The following is an 18,863-nucleotide window of genomic DNA, read 5'->3' as shown; positions in this document are numbered from 1 at the left end:
ACGTTATCTCCTCCCTTAGATGTGAAGAAAGTAAATTATAGAGCTAATTGATTGGATGAAGGTGTTATATCCATCTTCTTAATTCGTGCCGTTAAATAAGTTAAATAATATTTGTTGTGCTTATCTTTTACATTAACGAAAAAAAGAGAATAAGGTAGAGGGAGGATTGTGAATTCAAGAAACACGATCTGTGAATAATCATTTTTATATCTTATACAACAGTGTTTTAGTTGTTTTCTTGAAGAGGATTACACTAGAGTGTGTTTTTTTAAAATTGTAGGAAGATTTTCCTGAAAAAAATTAATACAAACTCTAAGCTTTGCTGAATCACTAGTTCTTCCTGAATAAACTGCCCAGATATCAGCATCCTGCCAATATTCAGGTAAAATATGAATTAGCTTTTTATAATATAACTCTTGCTGAATGTCCCATATAGATCGAAGCATGATGCCTTTCCCTAAAAGAGCCCATTCTTTTACAATTTCCCCATTATTAGAGGAGAGTTTTCCTTGTATTTTAATGTTTCTTTTTCCTTTATCGCTATCTAAATCCCAACTAGCTAATGGTTGATCCCGCTCTTTGATTATCAAACATTCGTGGTCTAATAGATCCTGTAGTTTTTCCGGGATACCTTCTTCCTCAAGATAGCTAGGGGATGCGCAGAGTATTCTTTTATTTGAGAATAATTTTCGAGCGATGAGATTAGGAGAGATATCATTACCAATTCGGATATCTAAATGCGTTTGAGATTGGTTAAGATCGTGAATCTGATCAATGGTATCAAAACGTATAGAAAGTAAAGGATATTGTTCTGATAGTTCAGCAATAAGATTTGAAATATATTTTCTTCCAAAACCTAGACTGCTGGTGATCAAAATAGGGCCTGAGGGAGTATGGATTTGATCAGAAATACTATTGATAATATTTTCCATATCCATGAGGAGATTAATACTCTTCGTGTAGATACGGTTTCCATGAGTTGTAAGGCTTAAGTGACGAGTACTTCGATTGAGTAGCTTCACTCCTAGGCACTCTTCTAGTACTTGAATGCGTTTACTGATATAGGCTGGCGATTTCCCTAATGATTCTGCGGCTTTTGCAAAGCTTGCATATTTTATAACGTGTATAAACACATTGATATCTTCTAATTGTGGTAACTGATTCATAACCCCTCCTGTTATTTATATTTTTATTTATTGATATGTAAATATAAATGTAAATGTAATATGAGAGGGGCGTATAAAGCTAGTAAAAATTGCTATTAATAAATAGTAATAGAGGAGATTTTATAATGGGGAAGATAAAGAGGAGGTGCAGATTAGATGTGGTAGATATCTTTTTTAACCGAACTTACCAATATAAGGTAAATGTTAAAAAAAGTGCAGTATAATTTTTAAGCATAAGTTTTAAAGTTAGGTTTTATGCGGGTTTTGGGGCTTGTAATAGTTATATCCCAAAACTTATCCACAGATACTGTGGATAGCTTTGGAAAACTTTTTTGAGACTTGAAAATCCTTTTATCTTTATGAAAATATAGGGTTATTTTAGTGGTTATTTGCGGGTTTCATCCTTCACATCGCCCCCGACAATTATTGTCACCATCTCTTCAGGGTTGACATGACGCTTAAATGCCTCTTGTATCTCTTTCGGCGTAATTGCGTTCACTTTCTCCGGCAAGGTGTCGAAATAATCGAGGGGAAGATTGAAAAGAGCTAATCCCAAAATGGAGTTTGCAAGCTTGGCATTGCTATCCATATCGAGCACTAAAGAGCCAAGATAGTTATTTTTCGCACGTTGCAACAGATCAGAATCCGGCGTTTCTAAGATGAAAGTTTCAATGACCGCTTTCGTTTTTGTAATCGCTTCATCGACGCTCTCATTTTTAGTGGAGAAACTCACCGTGAAAGGACCTTCATAAATGCCGGCGTTGAAACGACTTGAAATGCCGTAGGTTAAACCATCTTTTTCACGAATCGTTGTCATTAAGATCGAAGTTAAACCGCTACCGCCGAGAAGATGATTACCGATAATCAGCGGTAAATAATCTTTATCAAAGCGGTCAATCGCTGGTTGCCCAAGCATCACTCTTGTTTGTGGACTATTGTATTTTTGCGTGATAATTTCATTGGTTGTGACAGGTTCAATCACCGGTAATTCTGGCTGAATCTCGCCTTGTTTGAGCTGAAAGCTAATGCGATGGGCGATATCGGTTGCCATCTCCTGATCAATATCTCCGACAATGACGATTTTAGCGTTATTAGCACGATAGAAGTTATTACGGAAAACCTCTAAATCCGCAAGCGTTAATGTTTGTAGGGATTGCTCTAACGCTTTAGAAGTTGCCCCAACGACGCTATTGGGGTAGAGCGCTGCATTATAGAGCTCGCTTGCGATAAGATTGGGGTTATCCAAAATCGCTTTTTGCCCATCAATGGCTTGTGCGCGTTCTCTTTCAAAGATATTTTCTTTAAAATCCGCTTCTGTCATCACTTCGATAAACAGATCTAAAGAGGGCGAAAGAAGCTCCGGTTTCACTAAAGATCGGAGTGAAAATGTTGTGGTACTAAGAGAAGATCCTGCACGAATATTACTTTGAAGATCATCAAGCTTTGTCAGAAAGGCTTCTTCATCTAAAGTTTTGGTGCCTTTTGTCGTCATATTTGCCGTCATGCTCGAAAGCCCATATTGAGAACCTTCACGCAAACTGCCGGCATCTACGGCAACGATAATATCGATAATCGGAATTTCAGGTGCCGATAGATAATAGACAGAAGCGCCTTCTTTGGTGGACCAAGTTTCTACTTTGTTATTCGCTTCGGCAGTCAATCCTACGACAAAAATCGTGGTGGTTAGAATGCCGGTAAAAAATTGTTTAATGTTCATTACAGGGCTCCTATTTTGCCGAAGAAGTTGGTGTAGAATTGATTGCACTGTTGTTTGCATCGTTAGTTAAGTCATTCTCTGAATCATTATTTGTATCGTTATCTATATTGCTCTCACTGCTCGATTCGAGAATAATAACAGCTTCTTTTTCAGAGGTTGCTGTAGGAGCTTCTTCAGACGCTGTTTTCGCAGATGTTTCTGAAATTAGCTCCAGAACAGGTTCGCTGTGATTCGATTCATTTTTATGACTAGGATGAAGCGTTGCCACCGTTAATAGATCATCTTGGAAGTATTTGTTTGCCACATCTTGAATCATTTGGGGCGTGATTTGTTTCAATAACTCCACACGATTCTCGGCATTTTGCCAACCTTCGCCGGTAGTTTCCGCTTGCCCAATCAGCATCGCTTGAGAATAGACAGAATCTTTAGCGTAAATGTTGCTAGCTTCATAAAGCCCGATGATACGATCGAGTTCGGCTTGTTCTACAAGTGTTGTTTGTAGCTTGGTGATTTCCGCTTTAAAGGCATCTTCTAAGGCTTCTAGCGAGCTGCTATCTGCCGGAACGCCAACAAATACGAAAGGCGTAATATAGCGAGCGCCGTAGTTATAAAAGTTTCCAGCTTGAAGGGCGATTTGTTGATCTCTTACCATGGATTTACTGAGGCGAGAAGAGTTTGTGCCATCGAGCAGAAGAGAAGTTAAAAGAAGCGTTGCTGCATCTTGCGAGTTTTCTGCTTCATTCACGCTCGGCACTTTATAACCCATAAAAATCACAGGAAGATTCGCTTCAACGGCCAGATTGATACGTCTTTCGCCTTCTTGTGCGACTTCAAAGTTGAAAGGGCGGGTAATGTGATCGCTACTTGGAATATCGCCGAAGTATTTTTCAATGAGTTTTAAAGTTTCCTGTGGATTCACATCGCCGACAACGACAACGGTGGCATTATTGGGCGCATAAAATTGCTCATACCATTTTTGCAGATCTTCCAATTTCCAGCCATGAATTTCCGGCATCCAACCGATAATCGGATTGCGGTAAGCACTTGTGGTAAACATGCCGGCATTAAAGGCTTCATAGAGTTTTGATTGCGGATTGCTATCGGTTCTTTGACGGCGCTCTTCGGCAACGACTAATCGTTCCGGCGTAAAATCGGCTTCTCGAAGCTCTAAGTTTTGCATGCGATCGGCTTCTAATTTGAGCGCAGTTTCGATCTCCCAAGCAGGAATATTTTCAAAATATCCGGTGTAATCCGTAGAAGTGAAGGCATTATCTCGGCCACCAAGATTCGCAATAATTGTGGAATGTTCATTGGGACCTAAAGTATCCGTGCCTTTGAACATCATGTGTTCGAGCATATGAGAAATACCACCAAGTCCTCGAGGTTCATCCACAGAACCGACCTTATACCACACCATGGTAGTTGCGACCGGCGTTCTGTGATCTTCTCGAATCACAACTTTTAAGCCATTTTCTAAAGTGGCTTCGTGAGTGTTATTGATGGACGTTAACTCTACTTCGGCGTGCGCTAAAGAAATTGCCGACAAAGAGAAAGCGGTCACGAGTAATCGCGCCGCTTTCTTAAGAGAGTGAGTCTGAATAGATGTCATATGCTCCTCCTGCTATTTTTTTGATGTACTGAATATTCAATATCAATATTACATCTGATTTAAGTGAATTTATTTTGTCACTGTTAAAGTGGATCCTGTTACAAAAGGTTCTGCCGGATCATTTAACTTCCATACTAAATCGATGACTTTACGAAGTTCCATTGGGTTTGTTGCGCCTTCCGGCATCACGCTCATTCTTAAAGCGGAATTGATACAAACAGGATCAATGGCATTAAAAGCTATCTTACCTTCTGATTCATTTTCAAGTGCGAAAATTTTCATCATGGTGCTTAAACCCGCTTTGGCAATGGCATAGCTTCCCCAATAGGCTTTATCGCCGGAAGCCACTTCATCGTGGGCAAAGAAGATCACCGATGCTCGATCGGATTGATCTAATAATGGCAACATTGCATGGGTTAAGAAGTAGGGCGCATTCAAGGTGATTTGTAATCCGTGATGCCATTTTTCAGGGCTGTTATGCGCCATTGGTGTTAAATAACCAAGGTTAATTGCGCCGTGAACGATCCCATCTAATTTCCCAAATTCTTGCCCGATATTCTGCGCAAGATTGTAATAGTCGTTATCTTCAACTTTTAAGAAATCCATCTCAATAATCGCAGGTTCAGCACCGCCACGATTCACGATAATGTCGTAAATTGGATTGAGTTTTTCTTCTTTTCGTCCCATTAAGATGATCGTTGCGCCAAGATCGGCAAGGCGAAGCGCAGATTCTTTACCAATTGCGCCAGATGCGCCGGTAACTAAAATGATTTTTCCATCTAAAGGTTTAGTCATTTTTATGATCCTTTTTCATAAATAATAATTCCCAGAAAGTTTGGACGATCTGGGATTTTAATTGGGAATAGATATTCGCAGGGGGGTAATTTCGGATCTGAAATTATTCCGCCGGCGATTCTTCAGAACTGTTTTTTGTCGCATATACAAGATAATTCATGCTGACATCATCGGTTAAGCCGGCAACTCTATTGAATGGGTTGTAGCTCATTCCTTGAATTTTCTTCACGGTTAAACCATAAGCTTCGCACATCTCATAAAGCTCTAATGGCGTAATGAATTTGTTGTAATCATGCGTGCCTTTCGGAACGATTTTAAGCACATTTTCTGCTGCAAATACCGCTAAGCTTTTAGCTTTAAAGGTGCGATTAATGGTAGAGAAAAAGATCTGTCCGCCGGGTTTTAGCATATCGCTTGCGGCTTTTATTACAGAGCTTGGCGAAGGGACATGTTCAAGCATTTCAAGGCATGTAATGACATCAAATTTCTCAACGTGCTTTTCAGCATAGCTTTCGGCAGTTGTCACATGATAAGAAATCTTCAAACCGTGAGCTTCAGCATGTTGCTTTGCGATTTCAATGGCATTGGGCGCCATATCAATGCCGGTAACTTTCGCATGACGATGCGCTAAACCTTCGGCAATAATGCCACCACCACAACCGATATCTAAAGCTTTCTTGCCGGCGAGATCCACGTAACTTTCAATAAACTCAAAACGGGTTGGATTGATGTCATGAAGGGTTTTTAATTCACCTTCGCTGTTCCACCAATCCTGGTCATTAAATTTTTGAATTTCGTCATTTGCAACATTACTCATGATCAACGGTTCCTTCATTTGATACTGGGGCATTTTCGGTAGCGGTTGTCACAGCATCAGAAGATGTTGTGATCGTTTGAACGGCAACTTCCGTAACACTATTTCTTAATGCATTACTATTTTGTTGGATAGAATCTTTTGCCGGTTCAAGTACGGCAGTATTGATATTATCTAAGAAGTTTTCAGGAATGAAAGAAGATAAAGTTCCTGCCCAAGAAGTTGCCATTTTACTTAATTTTGCATTTTCCCAATAAGGCGTTTCTTTGAGTGGAGATTCCACTACAAAGAGCGAGATAATCGCCACAATAAACATGCCACGAAGTAAGCCGAAAATTGCGCCAAGTAGGCGATCTGGCCATGAAATGCTCAAGCGTCTTAACACATAGGTGATGAGAAGATTGATTAAGCCTAAAATAATGAGAAGGGCAATAAAGGTGATGGCAAAGCTAATGAGATCGCCAAAGATAGAATCTTCGCTATTAATTGCGCTGACACTTCCCCCAAATAGATTAGGAAGCATTTTTCCTACATCTTGGTAGTAAAATACCGCTCCCATAAAGGCTAATACCCAAACCACAAGGGAAAGCGCTTCCGAGATAAAACCTCTAAAGAATGCAACAATTACGGAAATCGCAATAATTGCAATGATGACAGCATCAATAATAGTAGAAATATCCACGATAACGAGCTCCTAAAGTGATGGATTGATTACGGAAAATGAATAACCGCGGGATTAGTCGAAGGGGTTTTTGTTTTGGCTTTTACTTGCTCTGCTGCTTTTTGGGTAGAAAAAGGCCCAATTTGCACGCGATTAAGATTCTTATCTTTCTGAATTCGAACGCTATAACCTTGCTTTTGATATTCGCTCACAAGCTTTTGGGCATTTGCAAGATTTCCAAAAGCACCGATCTGCACATACCATTGACCGCTTACGTTGTTATTGCTTGATGTTGCAGGCTTTTCACTATTGGCAATCAACTCTAATTTTGGCGTAGACGGTTTAGGTGTTTCAGCTTTAGGTTTAGGAGTTGTTTGCGGTTTTTGTGATGTTGTAGGGCGTTCTTGGATGGGATTTGGCGTTTCAGTGCCAGCAATTAAAATAGGCTTTGCTGGAACAATTGTTTCAGATGTTTTCTCTTCTACTTGTTGCCAAAGATCATCGCCCACAATTTCGATATCATTAGGAAGAAGCTCTGTGCCATTTTCTTCCTCTTGAATAGTGGTGCTATCAAGAACTAGCATAGGAGCGCGATTGTTGGAATTGTCTTGTGGCTTAGATGTATTAGGCAAGCTTGTCGTTGGGCGACTCGAGCTATTGTCTACGTTACTCATCTGAGTATCAGAAGGCTGCAACAGTAAAATCGCCACAAGCAAAATTAATGCTAGCAGAAATACACCGCCCACAATACGTTGCAAAATAGGATTGGATTGGGAATTAGACATATTGATTCTCTTTAAACCATTGGAGGCTTTCTGCCATCATGTGAAATGAACCGAATACGATAATAATATCATGAGGTTTGCTAGAAGCTAGGGCTAAGTTACAACCTTCGGGGATAGATTCTGCAGCATGAATTGGTTTATTGATGATCGGGGTGATTTTATCGCGTAATACCGCAGAAGATTGTCCGCGATCATCTAAAATCGGTGCTGTGATCCATTCATCAATGTGATCTGTGAGAGAAGATACTAATAGCTTCTCATCTTTATCTTTGAGCATTCCCAAAAGCGCCGTCACTTTAAGTTTTGTGTCATTTGTGTGATTTTGGGTGAGATCTTGAAGTAACTCTTTTAAAACGCCGGCACCTTGTGGATTATGTGTCACATCGAGAAATACTCTAGGAGAATTGTCCCGAGTTAATGCTTGGAATCTGCCTTCGAGTTTGACGCTTTTTAAGCCTTGAATGACTTTGGGAAGTTCCACATCAACACCGGAAAGGTAGAGCGCCGTAATCGCCGCTGCTGCATTTTGATATTGATGTTTCCCTAATAGATTAGGTTGTGGCAGAAGTAATGCCGGAGCTTCTTCAAACTGATAGACGAAATCCTGATTCGGCAATATTTCATATTGAAACGCTTCTTCATTCATATAGAGCGTTGCATCTTCCGCTTTCGCTTTATTGATAATGGAGATATTAGGGTTTGCTTCCGAAGTCACGACTTTCGCGTGCTTTTTGATAATGCCTGCTTTTTCGCCGGCAATTTCCGTGATGGTATTTCCTAATTGCGCTGTGTGATCAATACTAATCGGTGCAATCACGGCAATTTGTGCATCTGCAATATTGGTGGAATCTAATCTTCCGCCTAAACCGACTTCTAGTACGGCAACATCTACGTTTTGCTTTTTGAAAAGATAGAAAGCTGCAAGCGTTGCAAACTCAAAATAAGTGAGCGTAATCTCTTCTCTCGCAATTTCAATTGCTGTAAACGCTTCAATCAGCTCTGCATCTGACACTTCTTCGAGGTTAATTCGAATCCGTTCATTAAAGCGATTAATATGCGGAGAGGTAAATAAGCCCACTTTGAGATCGTGCGCTTTGTAGAGATTCGCAATCGTTGTGGAAGTAGAACCTTTGCCGTTAGTGCCGGCAACGGTAATCACAAGCGGTGCAATGGGATCAAGACCTAAACGCTCGTATACAGTAATGATACGAGCGAGTTTGAAATCCATTGAGAGAGGGTGAATGGCTTCTAAATAAGTTAGCCACGATTGAAGGGAACGTTCAGAAGCCATATTCATCTCTTGTAGTTTCATAGATCATTTTGAAAGGTTAGCAAACCTCATCTAATGGTTGACCTTGATGTGTTAATTTTGCGAGTAAGCTCGCTATTTCGTTACGTAAATGACGGCGATCTACGATCATATCAATGGCACCTTTTTCTAAAAGGAACTCTGAACGTTGGAAGCCATCTGGTAATTTTTCACGAACGGTTTGTTCAATAACGCGAGGACCTGCAAAGCCGATTAATGCTTTAGGCTCTGCGATATTGATATCTCCAAGCATTGCTAAACTTGCAGAAACACCACCAAATGTTGGGTCTGTTAAGACAGAGATGAAAGGAATACCACGCTCATTTAATTGTGCAATGCCGGCAGAGGTTTTCGCCATTTGCATGAGTGATGTTAAACCTTCCTGCATACGAGCACCGCCACTTGTCATAAACGCCACTAATGGGCAGTTATGCTCTAAGCTGTAATTGACTGCGCGGATAAAGCGTTCGCCGGCAACTGAACCCATGGAACCACCCATGAAGTTAAAGTTGAAAGACGTTGCAGAAATTTCCATGCCTTTAAGCGTTCCGTGCATTGCGATCAATGTTTCAGTTTCGCCCGTATTTTTTTGTGCGTCTGTTAAACGATCACGATAACGGCGACTGTCACGGAAGTTGAGAAAATCGACAGATTCAATTTCTGAACCAATCTCTACCGCTGAGTTTTCATCTAAGAAAGAGAGCAAGCGAGTGCGAGCATCAATACGCATATGCGCATCGCATTTTGGACAAACTTGTAAGTTTGCAGCAAGTTCTTGTTGATAGAGAATGGAATCACAAGAACGACATTTTGCCCATACACCTTCTGGAACTGAGTTACCTTTTTTAGGGGTACGGATCATTGGAATTATACGCTCAAACCAGTTCATTCAGTAACCATCCTTTTATTTGTTAATTCTGATATAGCATTCGTTTATGGGATTTTTACTGGATGAATAATTTTGAAAACATTCACCAAAATCCCGTCATTATTTCGAATTTAATAGATGATTTTCTCATAAAACATAAAAATAGCCAATGAGGATTTTCAAGGAGTTCTTTTTAAAACAGTTAAATCAATTTTTTCAGGAAGAAAGGATAAGAGAAATAAGGTATTAAAAGCATATTAAAAGAGTCTAAACAGAGTCTTAAAGGAGTATTAAAATCAAACCCAACCTTATGAGATCGATTCTGTAGCAAGGACTTTAAAGTAGGAAACGACATAAACGTATGTAATAGAGAATATGTCGCAGAGAAGTGGCAGAGAAAAATATTGAGAAAAAGAATCAATACTCGTAAACAAAGAGATGTTCCGTTATAATCAGTACGAATTTAGTGCTATTTAAGGTTGGTAAAATTATCATGAGTTTTGATATCAGAGAGCTCTATCAAGAGATGATTCTAGATCACAATCGAAATCCCCGTAATTTTCGAGTGATTGATCCATGTTCGCATCATGCAGAAGGTTATAATCCTCTTTGTGGCGATCAGATTGAAGTATATGTCAATATTGAAGATGGCGTGATTACTGACGTTGCGTTTCAAGGCGATGGTTGCGCAATCTCTACGGCATCAAGTTCAATGATGACGGATGCGATTAAAGGGAAAACGGTTGAAGAAGCGGATGCACTTTTTAATCTTTTTCATAGCGCAGTAATGCTTGATGGCGAAGATAGCGACGAGCTCGGAAAACTTCGAGTTTTAACGGGCGTTAGGGAATATCCTGCTCGTGTCAAATGTGCAACGCTTGCTTGGCATGCAATGCATTCGGCGATTCATGAGAAAGATGAAGTTGCTAAAACAGAATAAAATATTCATTGCGTAAAATGAAGATGAACATTGATCAGATAAGTATGTCGAAAGATGAATAAGTCAGCGCTTTTGATCAATGTTTAGCGATGAAGAGATAACAAATTTAAAATTGAAGGATAGAAGCAGAGATGGATATTAATCGAGATGAGCCAAATTTCCCGCAAATTCTTTTTGCAGAAGGAGTTGCGCCGAATGAAACCTCAGAAGAGTTAGTTGAACGCATTATTGATGCGGTAAAAAAAGTATATGATCCAGAAATTCCGGTAGATATTTATGAGCTTGGCTTAATCTATGCGATCGAATTTTTAGATTTAACAGAAAATAATATTCGTATTCGTGTGGATATGACATTAACAGCACCAGGATGCCCAGTTGCCGGCGAAATGCCAAGTTGGGTTTCAAATGCGGTCTACTCAATTCCTGAGATTAAAGAATGTATGGTGGATCTCGTATGGGAACCGTTCTGGACGCCACAACGCATGTCACTTCGCGCAAAATTAGAATTAAATATGCTTTAATTTATAGCAATATTTTCGTAGCGAAAGTTTTGCATTAGAAGTAATAAATAGATAGTTTTAAAAGAATAAAAAGAGAAACCCAAAGTGATTAAAACTTTGGGTTTTTTGTTGGTGTATATTTAGAAAAATATTATTAATCAATATTTCTGCTTTTCTGTTTGGAAATTTAAAATTCTTCTCATTTAGGAATATTTTTTTGAGTGATTACTTTAGCAAATACTTTTGTAGAAAATTCCGTAAAACTACTGTTTTTGAATGAGAATTTTTTTAGTAATTTCTGAAATACTATTGACCCCGGTTAAGGTCATTGCGACTTGCATATCTTTTTTATAAAGATCTAAAAGGTTCTCAACACCGGCTTGTCCTTGCGCTGCTAATGCATAAGCATAAGATCTACCGATCATCACACTATCGGCACCTAGCGCAATCATTCTGACAACATCAAGACCATTACGAACACCGGAGTCTGCCAAAATCGTGATATCACCTTTAACGGCATCGGCAATTGCCGGCAATGCTCTAGCACTTGAAAGAACACCATCGAGTTGTCTTCCGCCATGATTTGATACCACAATTCCATCAGCACCGAATTTTACAGCATCACGCGCATCATCAGGATCAAGAATGCCTTTAATAATCATGGGACCTTCCCAGAACTCACGAATCCATTCTAAATCTTTCCAGCAGATGGAGGGATCAAAGTTTTTAGTAAGCCAACCAATATAATCCTCAAGATGAGTGGGTTTTCCAAGATACTTAGAGATATTCCCAAGATCGTGTGGCTTTCCATTAATTCCCACATTCCAAGCCCATTTCGGATGGGTTACTGCTTGTAAAATTCGGCGTATTTCAGCATGTTTCCCGCTCATGCCGGAATGTGCATCTCGATATCTTGCTCCGGGTGTTGGCATATCCACGGTGAATACAAGCGTTTTAACACCATTTTCTTTCGCGCGTTCTAACGCATTTTTCATAAATCCACGATCTTTGAGAACATAGAGCTGAAACCACATAGGACGATCAATCGCCGGTACAACTTCCTCAATGGGGCAAACAGATACGGAAGAAAGGGTAAAAGGAATGCCTTTATGATCGGCGGCTTTCGCTGCTTGAACTTCGCCTCTTCGTGCGTACATTCCCGTTAAACCGACCGGCGCAAGGATAACGGGAAGATCTAATTTGTCATCCCAAAGCGTCGTTTCAGTACTGATATTTTCCATATTATTGAGTACACGTTGTTTCAACTCAATATTGGAAAGATCAGAGACATTGTGTCGTAGTGTATGTTCGCCATAAGCTCCTCCATCAATATAGTGAAATAGGAAAGGAGGTAATGTTTTTTTAGCAGCTTTGCGGTAATCCGTAGGAGCAGATATGATCATAGGGTTCCTCTTAGGTGATTGTATATTTGTTGTTAAGGTTATATATGTTGGTTTTGCCGATATGAACGAGGGGACATTGTTTTATATTTGAGAAAACTTCGGTTGAAAGAGGAGATTGATTTGAATCCTACTTTTTCTCCGATATCTGTAATAGGCATGTTGGTTGTAGATAGTAATTGGCAAGCATAAAACAGGCGTTGTTGAATAATATATTGTGTCACTCCTGTTTGAATAGTGTCGCTAAATAGGCGAACTAAACTTCCTCTTGAGATGAAAAATGCTTTGGTAATATCTTCAATTAAGATTTCTTGAGAAATATTGTCCTGAATATATTTCAATATGTTTTGTAGTAGCGCATATTTTTTTAAACACGCATTTTTTTGATGATTATCAGTATTGGATATTTGAATATAATTTTGTGATTGTTCGGAAAGATCTTTTAGAAATAAAATCAGTTGAATCGCTTGTTCTATTCCTGATTTTTTAGAGATATCGATAAAAAAATTGGTCGTTGCTAATAATGCATCAGAGTCATTTTTAAAATGAACGCCCTCTATGGATTTTTCTAATAGAGTAGAAATGTTTTTAGCCATATTACATTTAAAACTTTGCAGAGATAAAAGCTCTGAAAGAAAGATGCATGAAATAGAGTGGTGATTATTGCTCTTATCGATGAATTCATGCGGAATCCAAGGGCCAAATAGGAATAGATCTCCTTGTTGATAGCTTAAGCTAGACGCACCATATTTTAATACTCCATGACCTTTTTTAATAAAAACAAGTTCGTATTCCGAATGAGAATGCCATTGTGATTTAAAAGAATTTGTAAGGGTTTCGAAAACTAGGCAACCTCCTTGAGAAATATCTCTATGAAATATATCTGCCTTCATTCATCCACACTCCATTTTTTGTTATATCGCTATATTTGCTTTGTAAGTTAAGAATAGATCCTTATCAGTAATAGCATAATTAACTTATTTTTTTAAAAATAATATTAAAAAACAATAAAGCTAATACATTGTTTTTTAAATATTTTTTAATGCATAGTTTTTGAGAGAATCCGCATAGTTTTAATCTCAACAAAAGGGATACATTGAAGATCGTTATGAAATTCTAATAAAAAGGAGAGATGGGGATGGTAAGAATTACTAGTATAGAAACCTTTGATATTCGGTTTCCAACTTCGCAACACTTAGACGGCTCGGATGCAATGAATCCTGATCCAGATTATTCTGCGGCATATGTCATATTGAATACAGATAATCCAGACCTAAAAGGGCATGGTTTAACATTCACGATAGGACGCGGCAATGATCTTTGTGTCGCCGCAATTAATGCTTTGAAGCATTTGATTGTTGGAAAAAGTCTTGAAGACTTTAAAGCACATCCGGCAAAATTTTGGAAAGAATTAACTTCCGATAGCCAGTTACGTTGGCTAGGTCCTGATAAGGGAATTATTCATTTAGCTACTTGTGCTGTTGTGAATGCCTTGTGGGATTTATGGGCGAAAGAAGCTCAAAAACCTGTGTGGTTATTAGTTGGTGAAATGACACCGGAAGAGCTCGTTAATTGTATTGATTTTACATATTTAACAGATTGTATTACTCGTGAAGAGGCAATTCAGTTATTAACGGAACGTGCAAAAGGAAAAAAAGAGCGTATTGAAACCCTATATGTAGAAGGTTATCCATGTTACACAACAACTCCAGGATGGTTGGGATATAGCGAAGAGAAGTTAGCTAGATTGTGCCAAGAGGCTATTGATGATGGATTTGATCATATCAAACTGAAATGTGGTGCTAATCTTGAAGAAGATAAACGCCGCGTGAAAATAGCCAGGGAGATTATTGGTCCAGATCGTCATTTAATGATTGATGCGAATCAAGTTTGGGAAAGACAAGAAGCAATTGATTGGGTGAATGAACTCGCATTTGCGGATATTTGGTTTATAGAAGAACCGACAAGTCCTGATGATGTTGAAGCGCATAGAGCTATTCGAAAAGGAGTCGCTCCTATTCAAGTTGCTACAGGAGAGATGTGTCAGAACAGAATTGTATTCAAACAATTCATCATGCGTGAAGCATTAGATATCGTCCAAGTTGATGCGGGAAGAATGGGTGGCTTAAATGAGGTATTAGCGGTTCTTCTAATGTCTGCTAAATATGATCTCTCAGTGTGTCCACACGCCGGCGGTGTTGGTTTATGTGAGTATGTACAACATATTTCAATGATTGATTATTTATGTTTCTCAGGACGTAAAGATAATCATGTGACTGAATATGTAGACCATTTACATGAGCACTTTGTAGATCCTTGCATTGTTGAGAATGCAGCCTACATGCCACCGAAACTTCCAGGATTTTCTATTGAAATGAAGTTTGATTCAATTAAGGAATATGAATTTAAAGGCTAACTTTAAATGATGACGTAGGGAGTTTTAGTATACCTAAAGCTCCTAATGTTCCTTTGGTTACAAAATATAATAATAAAATTAAATGAGGTAGGGATATGGATAAGCATAATAAGTTGTTGTTGTCGGCAACTAATAAAAATAAGCGAAAATTATTACCAATGTTGCTCATTATGTTTTCATTAGCCATGTTAGATCGTTCTAACGTTGGTTTTGTAAAACAATATTTAGAAATAGATTCAGGAATTAATGCAGCCGCATATGCTTTTGGTGCTGGGGTATTTTTCTTAGGATATGCAATTTTAGAAATACCAAGTAATTTAATGTTGCACCGAGTAGGTGCAAAAGTTTGGTTAAGTAGAATTATGGTTAGTTGGGGGATCGTATGTGGACTTATGATGTTCTCACGAGATCCGATTAGTTTTTATATTTTACGGTTTTTACTTGGAGTAACGGAAGCCGGATTTTTCCCAGGTGTTATTTTATATTTAACGTATTGGTTTCCTGATAAATATAGAGGCCAAGCATATGGTTGGTTTTATTTAGGAGTTCCGCTTGCAATGATGTTTGGGGCGCCTTTTTCAGGTTTACTTCTAGAGTTACCAACGATGTTAGGAATGAAAAATTGGCAATGGATGTTTGTTATTCAAGGTATTTTGACCGTTTTTGTAGGAATATTTGCATATTTTTGGTTGGAGAGTAAACCTAGCACAGCTTCATGGTTAACAGATGCTGAAAAGGAAGCCATTAGTTTAGAGTTAGAGAAAGATCTGAAAAACAAAACGAGCTCTGAGCTTCCTGAAGAAGGATATCTTCTTAGAACATTAAAAGACCTGACAGTTTGGAAATTTGTATTTGTATACTTTAGTATTCAGGTAAGTGTTTATGGAGTCTTATTTTACTTACCTTCGAAATTCTCAGAATTATTAAATACAAGTATTGGCTTAAAAGTTGGATTATACGTAGCGATACCTTGGGTCGTGACATTATTACTATTGCCGGTAATTACGAAATTGACGGATAAATATAGAAGATGGCGAGTAATGGCAATGGTAATGCTTGCATGTGCGGTTATAGGAATTACTTTAGCGACACAGACGAATAACCTTTTTGTATATTTGATCGTGATTACAATCGCCGTATGCGGATTTATTATCGTTCAACCTATTTTTTGGAACTTACCAACACAATATCTTTCAGGAAAAAGTGCTGCTGCAGGAACTGCTTTAATCGGTGCCGTGGGGAATCTAGGTGGATTTACTGCCCCTAACTTAAAAAATTATGCAGAGCAGTTAATGGGAAATCAAACGGCAGGATTACTAGCATTGGCCGTTGTTAGTTTAGTTGGGGTTCTTGTTTTATTAACTTTAAAATCCAAAAACACAGTCAAAAAATCATAGGATGAAAATAATATGAAAAATAAATTCACAGGTGCATGGTGTCCGTCAGTAACTCCTTTTACGAAGGATAATAACATTGATTATGTAGGGCTTGAACAACATTATAAACGCTTGGAAAAAGCAGGGATTAATGGTGTTCTTGTCATGGGAAGTATTGGAGAATTTGCGACTTTAGGCTTACATGAAAGATTGGAGCTAATTGAAAAGGCAAGACAATTAACAACATTACCATTGATTGCACATACATCTGCGACTCATGTTCCAGATATTATTCAGATGTCTCAAAAAGCTAAAAAATACCAATATGATGCGGTAATGATTTTACCCCATTATTATTATGGACAGACGGCAACCCAAATCCTTGAATATTATCTTGATATAGATAAACAAATTGATATTCCTTGGTTCATCTATAATTTTCCGGCGCGTACAGGATGTGATGTTGATGCAGGATTAGTTGTTGAGTTAGCTAAAAGATGCCGGAACTTTGTAGGTATTAAAGATACTGTGGATACGTTATCTCATACTCGGAATATTGTGTTACAGGTAAAATCTGTAAGACCTGATTTCTCTGTACTTGCGGGATATGATGAGTATTTTGCCCCTAACTTATTAAATGGTGGCAGTGGAGTATTATCAGGATTAACAAACTTAATTCCTGAAGTCTTCACAAATATCTCAAAAGCATTTGCCGATAATGATTTAGAAGCGGTCATGAAAAATCATCAAATTATTAGTGAAATGATGAGTATTTATGCGATTGGAAATGACTTTGTAACCACTATCAAAACGGCTGTTAGTCAACAATATGGTTATATGGAAGGGCATTCTAGAAACTATGCAGGAAAACTGAATGAGCAAGAACTTCAATTAGTTGATGATATGTTTAAGAAAAATATTCATTAACGAATCATTTGAATAGAATTGAATTTTTGAATTGGGTTAGTTATTTTGATCAAAGAGTATGCATAAGATCTTTGTTATCTCTAAATTATAAATAAGTAGATTAAAAACACACTAAAGGAGAACGTGATGAAAGAACTGAAGATGTATATCAACGGCGAGTTTATCGGTACTGGAGAGCATCGAGATGTATTAAATCCATCTACTGGTACTGTCATTGCAAAAGAGCCTATTGGTTCATTGAAAGAAGTGGATCAAGCGGTTGCGGCTGCAAAAAGTGCACAGAAAGATTGGGAAAGGTTGCCGGCATATCAGCGAGGAGAGTACTTACATAAAATTGCGAATGGTATTCGTGAAAGAGCTGATGAGATTACGTCGATTATTGTTGCTGAAGGCGGAAAAACTAAGGATCTTGCGAAAATAGAAGTCTTTTTTACAGCAGATTATTTAGATTACCAAGCAGAATGGGCAAGACGTTATGAAGGGGAGATTATCCAAAGTGATAGACCTCGTGAAAATATTCTTCTTTTCAAACGACCATTAGGGGTTGTTGCCGGCATTTTACCTTGGAACTTTCCTTTCTTCTTGATAGCGAGAAAAATGGGTCCGGCACTTTTAACGGGTAATACGATTGTGATTAAGCCGAGTAGTTTAACACCGATTAACTGTGCTATTTTTGCGGAAATAGTGAATGATATTGGATTGCCAAAAGGTGTATTTAATGTCGTAAATGGTGGTGGTGCGGAGATTGGTGGATATTTAGCAGGACATAAAGATGTCGATATGGTGAGTTTAACAGGCTCTGTTCCTGCGGGAGAAGCAGTGATGAGCGCTGCTGCTAAAAACATTACGAAAGTATCTTTAGAACTCGGCGGAAAAGCGCCGGCAATTGTTTTAGCAGATGCAGATTTAGATTTAGCAGCGAAAGCAATTACAGCTTCACGAGTTGGAAATACCGGACAAATCTGTAACTGTGCAGAGCGAGTATATGCGCATGAAAGCATCAAAGATGCACTGATCCAAAAGCTTTTAACGGAATTTAAAGCTGTAAAATATGGCGATCCAAGTCAGTATCAAGAAGGAGAGCTTCACATGGGGCCACTTATTGAAAAACGTGCACTCGAATCTGTGAATGCGAAAGTTCAAAAGGCTATTTCGCAAGGTGCCAAAATTGAATTTGGTGGAAATATTGTGGAAGGAGAAGGATTCTTCTTTGAGCCAACCATCTTAAGTAATGTGACTCAAAAGATGGATATTATGCATGAGGAAACATTTGGACCTGTATTGCCTATTACAACATTTAGCGGTTTAGATGAAGTGATTGATCTTGCGAATGATTGCGAATTTGGCTTAACAAGTTCGGTATATGGAAAGAATATTAATGATCTTCTCTATATCACTCGCCGATTAGAATTTGGGGAAACCTATATTAACCGTGAAAACTTTGAAGCAATGCAAGGATTCCACGCAGGTTGGAAGAAATCAGGAATCGGCGGTGCAGACGGAAAACATGGCTTAGAAGAGTTCTTACAAACACAGGTTGTTTACCTAGAAACGGATAAGTAATTATCCATATTTTGAAG

Annotated in this window: 17 protein-coding genes; 6 read left to right on the top strand and 11 right to left on the bottom strand. The window is 38.5% G+C overall.

Going from position 1 to position 18,863, the window contains the following annotated elements; all coding sequences use genetic code 11:
- Window positions 1-248: 248 nt before the first annotated feature.
- From ACYSN2_RS08730 to accD, 9 genes are all read right to left on the bottom strand, one after another.
- Entirely contained in the window at window positions 249-1,166 is a 918-nt protein-coding gene (locus tag ACYSN2_RS08730; protein WP_461749871.1) for a LysR substrate-binding domain-containing protein, read from the bottom strand.
- A gap of 385 nt (window positions 1,167-1,551) precedes the next feature.
- The gene (locus ACYSN2_RS08725) at window positions 1,552-2,883 is read right to left on the bottom strand and encodes a M16 family metallopeptidase (RefSeq protein WP_461749870.1); all 1,332 of its coding nucleotides are present in this window, start codon (window positions 2,881-2,883) and stop codon (window positions 1,552-1,554) included.
- A gap of 10 nt (window positions 2,884-2,893) precedes the next feature.
- Entirely contained in the window at window positions 2,894-4,492 is a 1,599-nt protein-coding gene (locus ACYSN2_RS08720) for a M16 family metallopeptidase (protein WP_461749869.1), read from the bottom strand.
- A 69-nt stretch (window positions 4,493-4,561) separates the two neighbouring features.
- Window positions 4,562-5,287: an SDR family NAD(P)-dependent oxidoreductase gene (locus ACYSN2_RS08715; RefSeq protein WP_461749868.1), complete on the bottom strand. Its 726-nt coding sequence runs from the start codon at window positions 5,285-5,287 to the stop codon at window positions 4,562-4,564.
- Window positions 5,288-5,390: 103 nt separating this feature from the next.
- A complete protein-coding gene (gene ubiG, locus ACYSN2_RS08710; protein WP_461749867.1) occupies window positions 5,391-6,104 on the bottom strand; it encodes a bifunctional 2-polyprenyl-6-hydroxyphenol methylase/3-demethylubiquinol 3-O-methyltransferase UbiG in 714 nt (237 codons plus the stop codon).
- Window positions 6,097-6,783 carry a CvpA family protein gene (locus ACYSN2_RS08705; RefSeq protein WP_461749866.1) on the bottom strand — a complete coding sequence of 229 codons (687 nt, stop codon included), beginning with the start codon at window positions 6,781-6,783 and terminating at the stop codon, window positions 6,097-6,099. Before ACYSN2_RS08705 ends, ubiG begins: the two co-directional genes overlap by 8 nt.
- A 29-nt stretch (window positions 6,784-6,812) precedes the next feature.
- Window positions 6,813-7,547 carry an SPOR domain-containing protein gene (locus ACYSN2_RS08700; protein ID WP_461749865.1) on the bottom strand — a complete coding sequence of 245 codons (735 nt, stop codon included), beginning with the start codon at window positions 7,545-7,547 and terminating at the stop codon, window positions 6,813-6,815.
- Entirely contained in the window at window positions 7,540-8,838 is a 1,299-nt protein-coding gene (locus tag ACYSN2_RS08695; RefSeq protein ID WP_461749864.1) for a bifunctional folylpolyglutamate synthase/dihydrofolate synthase, read from the bottom strand. The genes ACYSN2_RS08700 and ACYSN2_RS08695 overlap by 8 nt, the downstream gene beginning before the upstream one ends.
- 37 nt (window positions 8,839-8,875) lie before the next feature.
- A complete protein-coding gene (gene accD, locus ACYSN2_RS08690; RefSeq protein WP_461749863.1) occupies window positions 8,876-9,745 on the bottom strand; it encodes an acetyl-CoA carboxylase, carboxyltransferase subunit beta in 870 nt (289 codons plus the stop codon).
- Between the two features lie 472 nt (window positions 9,746-10,217).
- Between accD and sufU the strand changes: the two genes are divergently transcribed.
- Both sufU and ACYSN2_RS08680 read left to right on the top strand, forming a co-directional pair.
- Entirely contained in the window at window positions 10,218-10,664 is a 447-nt protein-coding gene (gene sufU / locus ACYSN2_RS08685; RefSeq protein ID WP_461749862.1) for a Fe-S cluster assembly sulfur transfer protein SufU, read from the top strand.
- A gap of 131 nt (window positions 10,665-10,795) precedes the next feature.
- Entirely contained in the window at window positions 10,796-11,185 is a 390-nt protein-coding gene (locus tag ACYSN2_RS08680; protein ID WP_461749861.1) for an iron-sulfur cluster assembly protein, read from the top strand.
- Between the two features lie 242 nt (window positions 11,186-11,427).
- On the opposite strand, the gene lldD is transcribed toward ACYSN2_RS08680, so the two are convergent.
- On the bottom strand, window positions 11,428-12,567 hold the full coding sequence (lldD, locus tag ACYSN2_RS08675; RefSeq protein WP_461749860.1) for an FMN-dependent L-lactate dehydrogenase LldD: 1,140 nt from the start codon (window positions 12,565-12,567) through the stop codon (window positions 11,428-11,430).
- A 38-nt stretch (window positions 12,568-12,605) separates the two neighbouring features.
- Entirely contained in the window at window positions 12,606-13,457 is an 852-nt protein-coding gene (locus ACYSN2_RS08670; protein ID WP_461749859.1) for an AraC family transcriptional regulator, read from the bottom strand.
- A 245-nt stretch (window positions 13,458-13,702) separates the two neighbouring features.
- On the opposite strand from ACYSN2_RS08670, the gene ACYSN2_RS08665 reads away from it, so the two are divergent.
- The 4 genes from ACYSN2_RS08665 (at window position 13,703) to aldA (ending at window position 18,846) form a co-directional block, all read left to right on the top strand.
- Window positions 13,703-14,980, top strand: coding sequence for an L-fuconate dehydratase (locus tag ACYSN2_RS08665; protein WP_461749858.1), 1,278 nt, complete (start codon window positions 13,703-13,705; stop codon window positions 14,978-14,980).
- A 95-nt stretch (window positions 14,981-15,075) separates the two neighbouring features.
- The gene (locus ACYSN2_RS08660) at window positions 15,076-16,377 is read left to right on the top strand and encodes an MFS transporter (RefSeq protein WP_461749857.1); all 1,302 of its coding nucleotides are present in this window, start codon (window positions 15,076-15,078) and stop codon (window positions 16,375-16,377) included.
- Window positions 16,378-16,389: 12 nt separating this feature from the next.
- Window positions 16,390-17,283 (top strand): dihydrodipicolinate synthase family protein, encoded by an 894-nt coding sequence (locus ACYSN2_RS08655; RefSeq protein ID WP_461749856.1) that lies wholly within the window; start codon window positions 16,390-16,392, stop codon window positions 17,281-17,283.
- Between the two features lie 126 nt (window positions 17,284-17,409).
- The gene (aldA, locus tag ACYSN2_RS08650) at window positions 17,410-18,846 is read left to right on the top strand and encodes an aldehyde dehydrogenase (RefSeq protein WP_461749855.1); all 1,437 of its coding nucleotides are present in this window, start codon (window positions 17,410-17,412) and stop codon (window positions 18,844-18,846) included.
- The last annotated feature ends 17 nt before the right edge of the window (window positions 18,847-18,863 follow it).

It is taken from the genome of Ignatzschineria sp. LJL83 (assembly GCF_054871845.1).
This window is presented reverse-complemented; position numbering and strand designations above follow the sequence as displayed.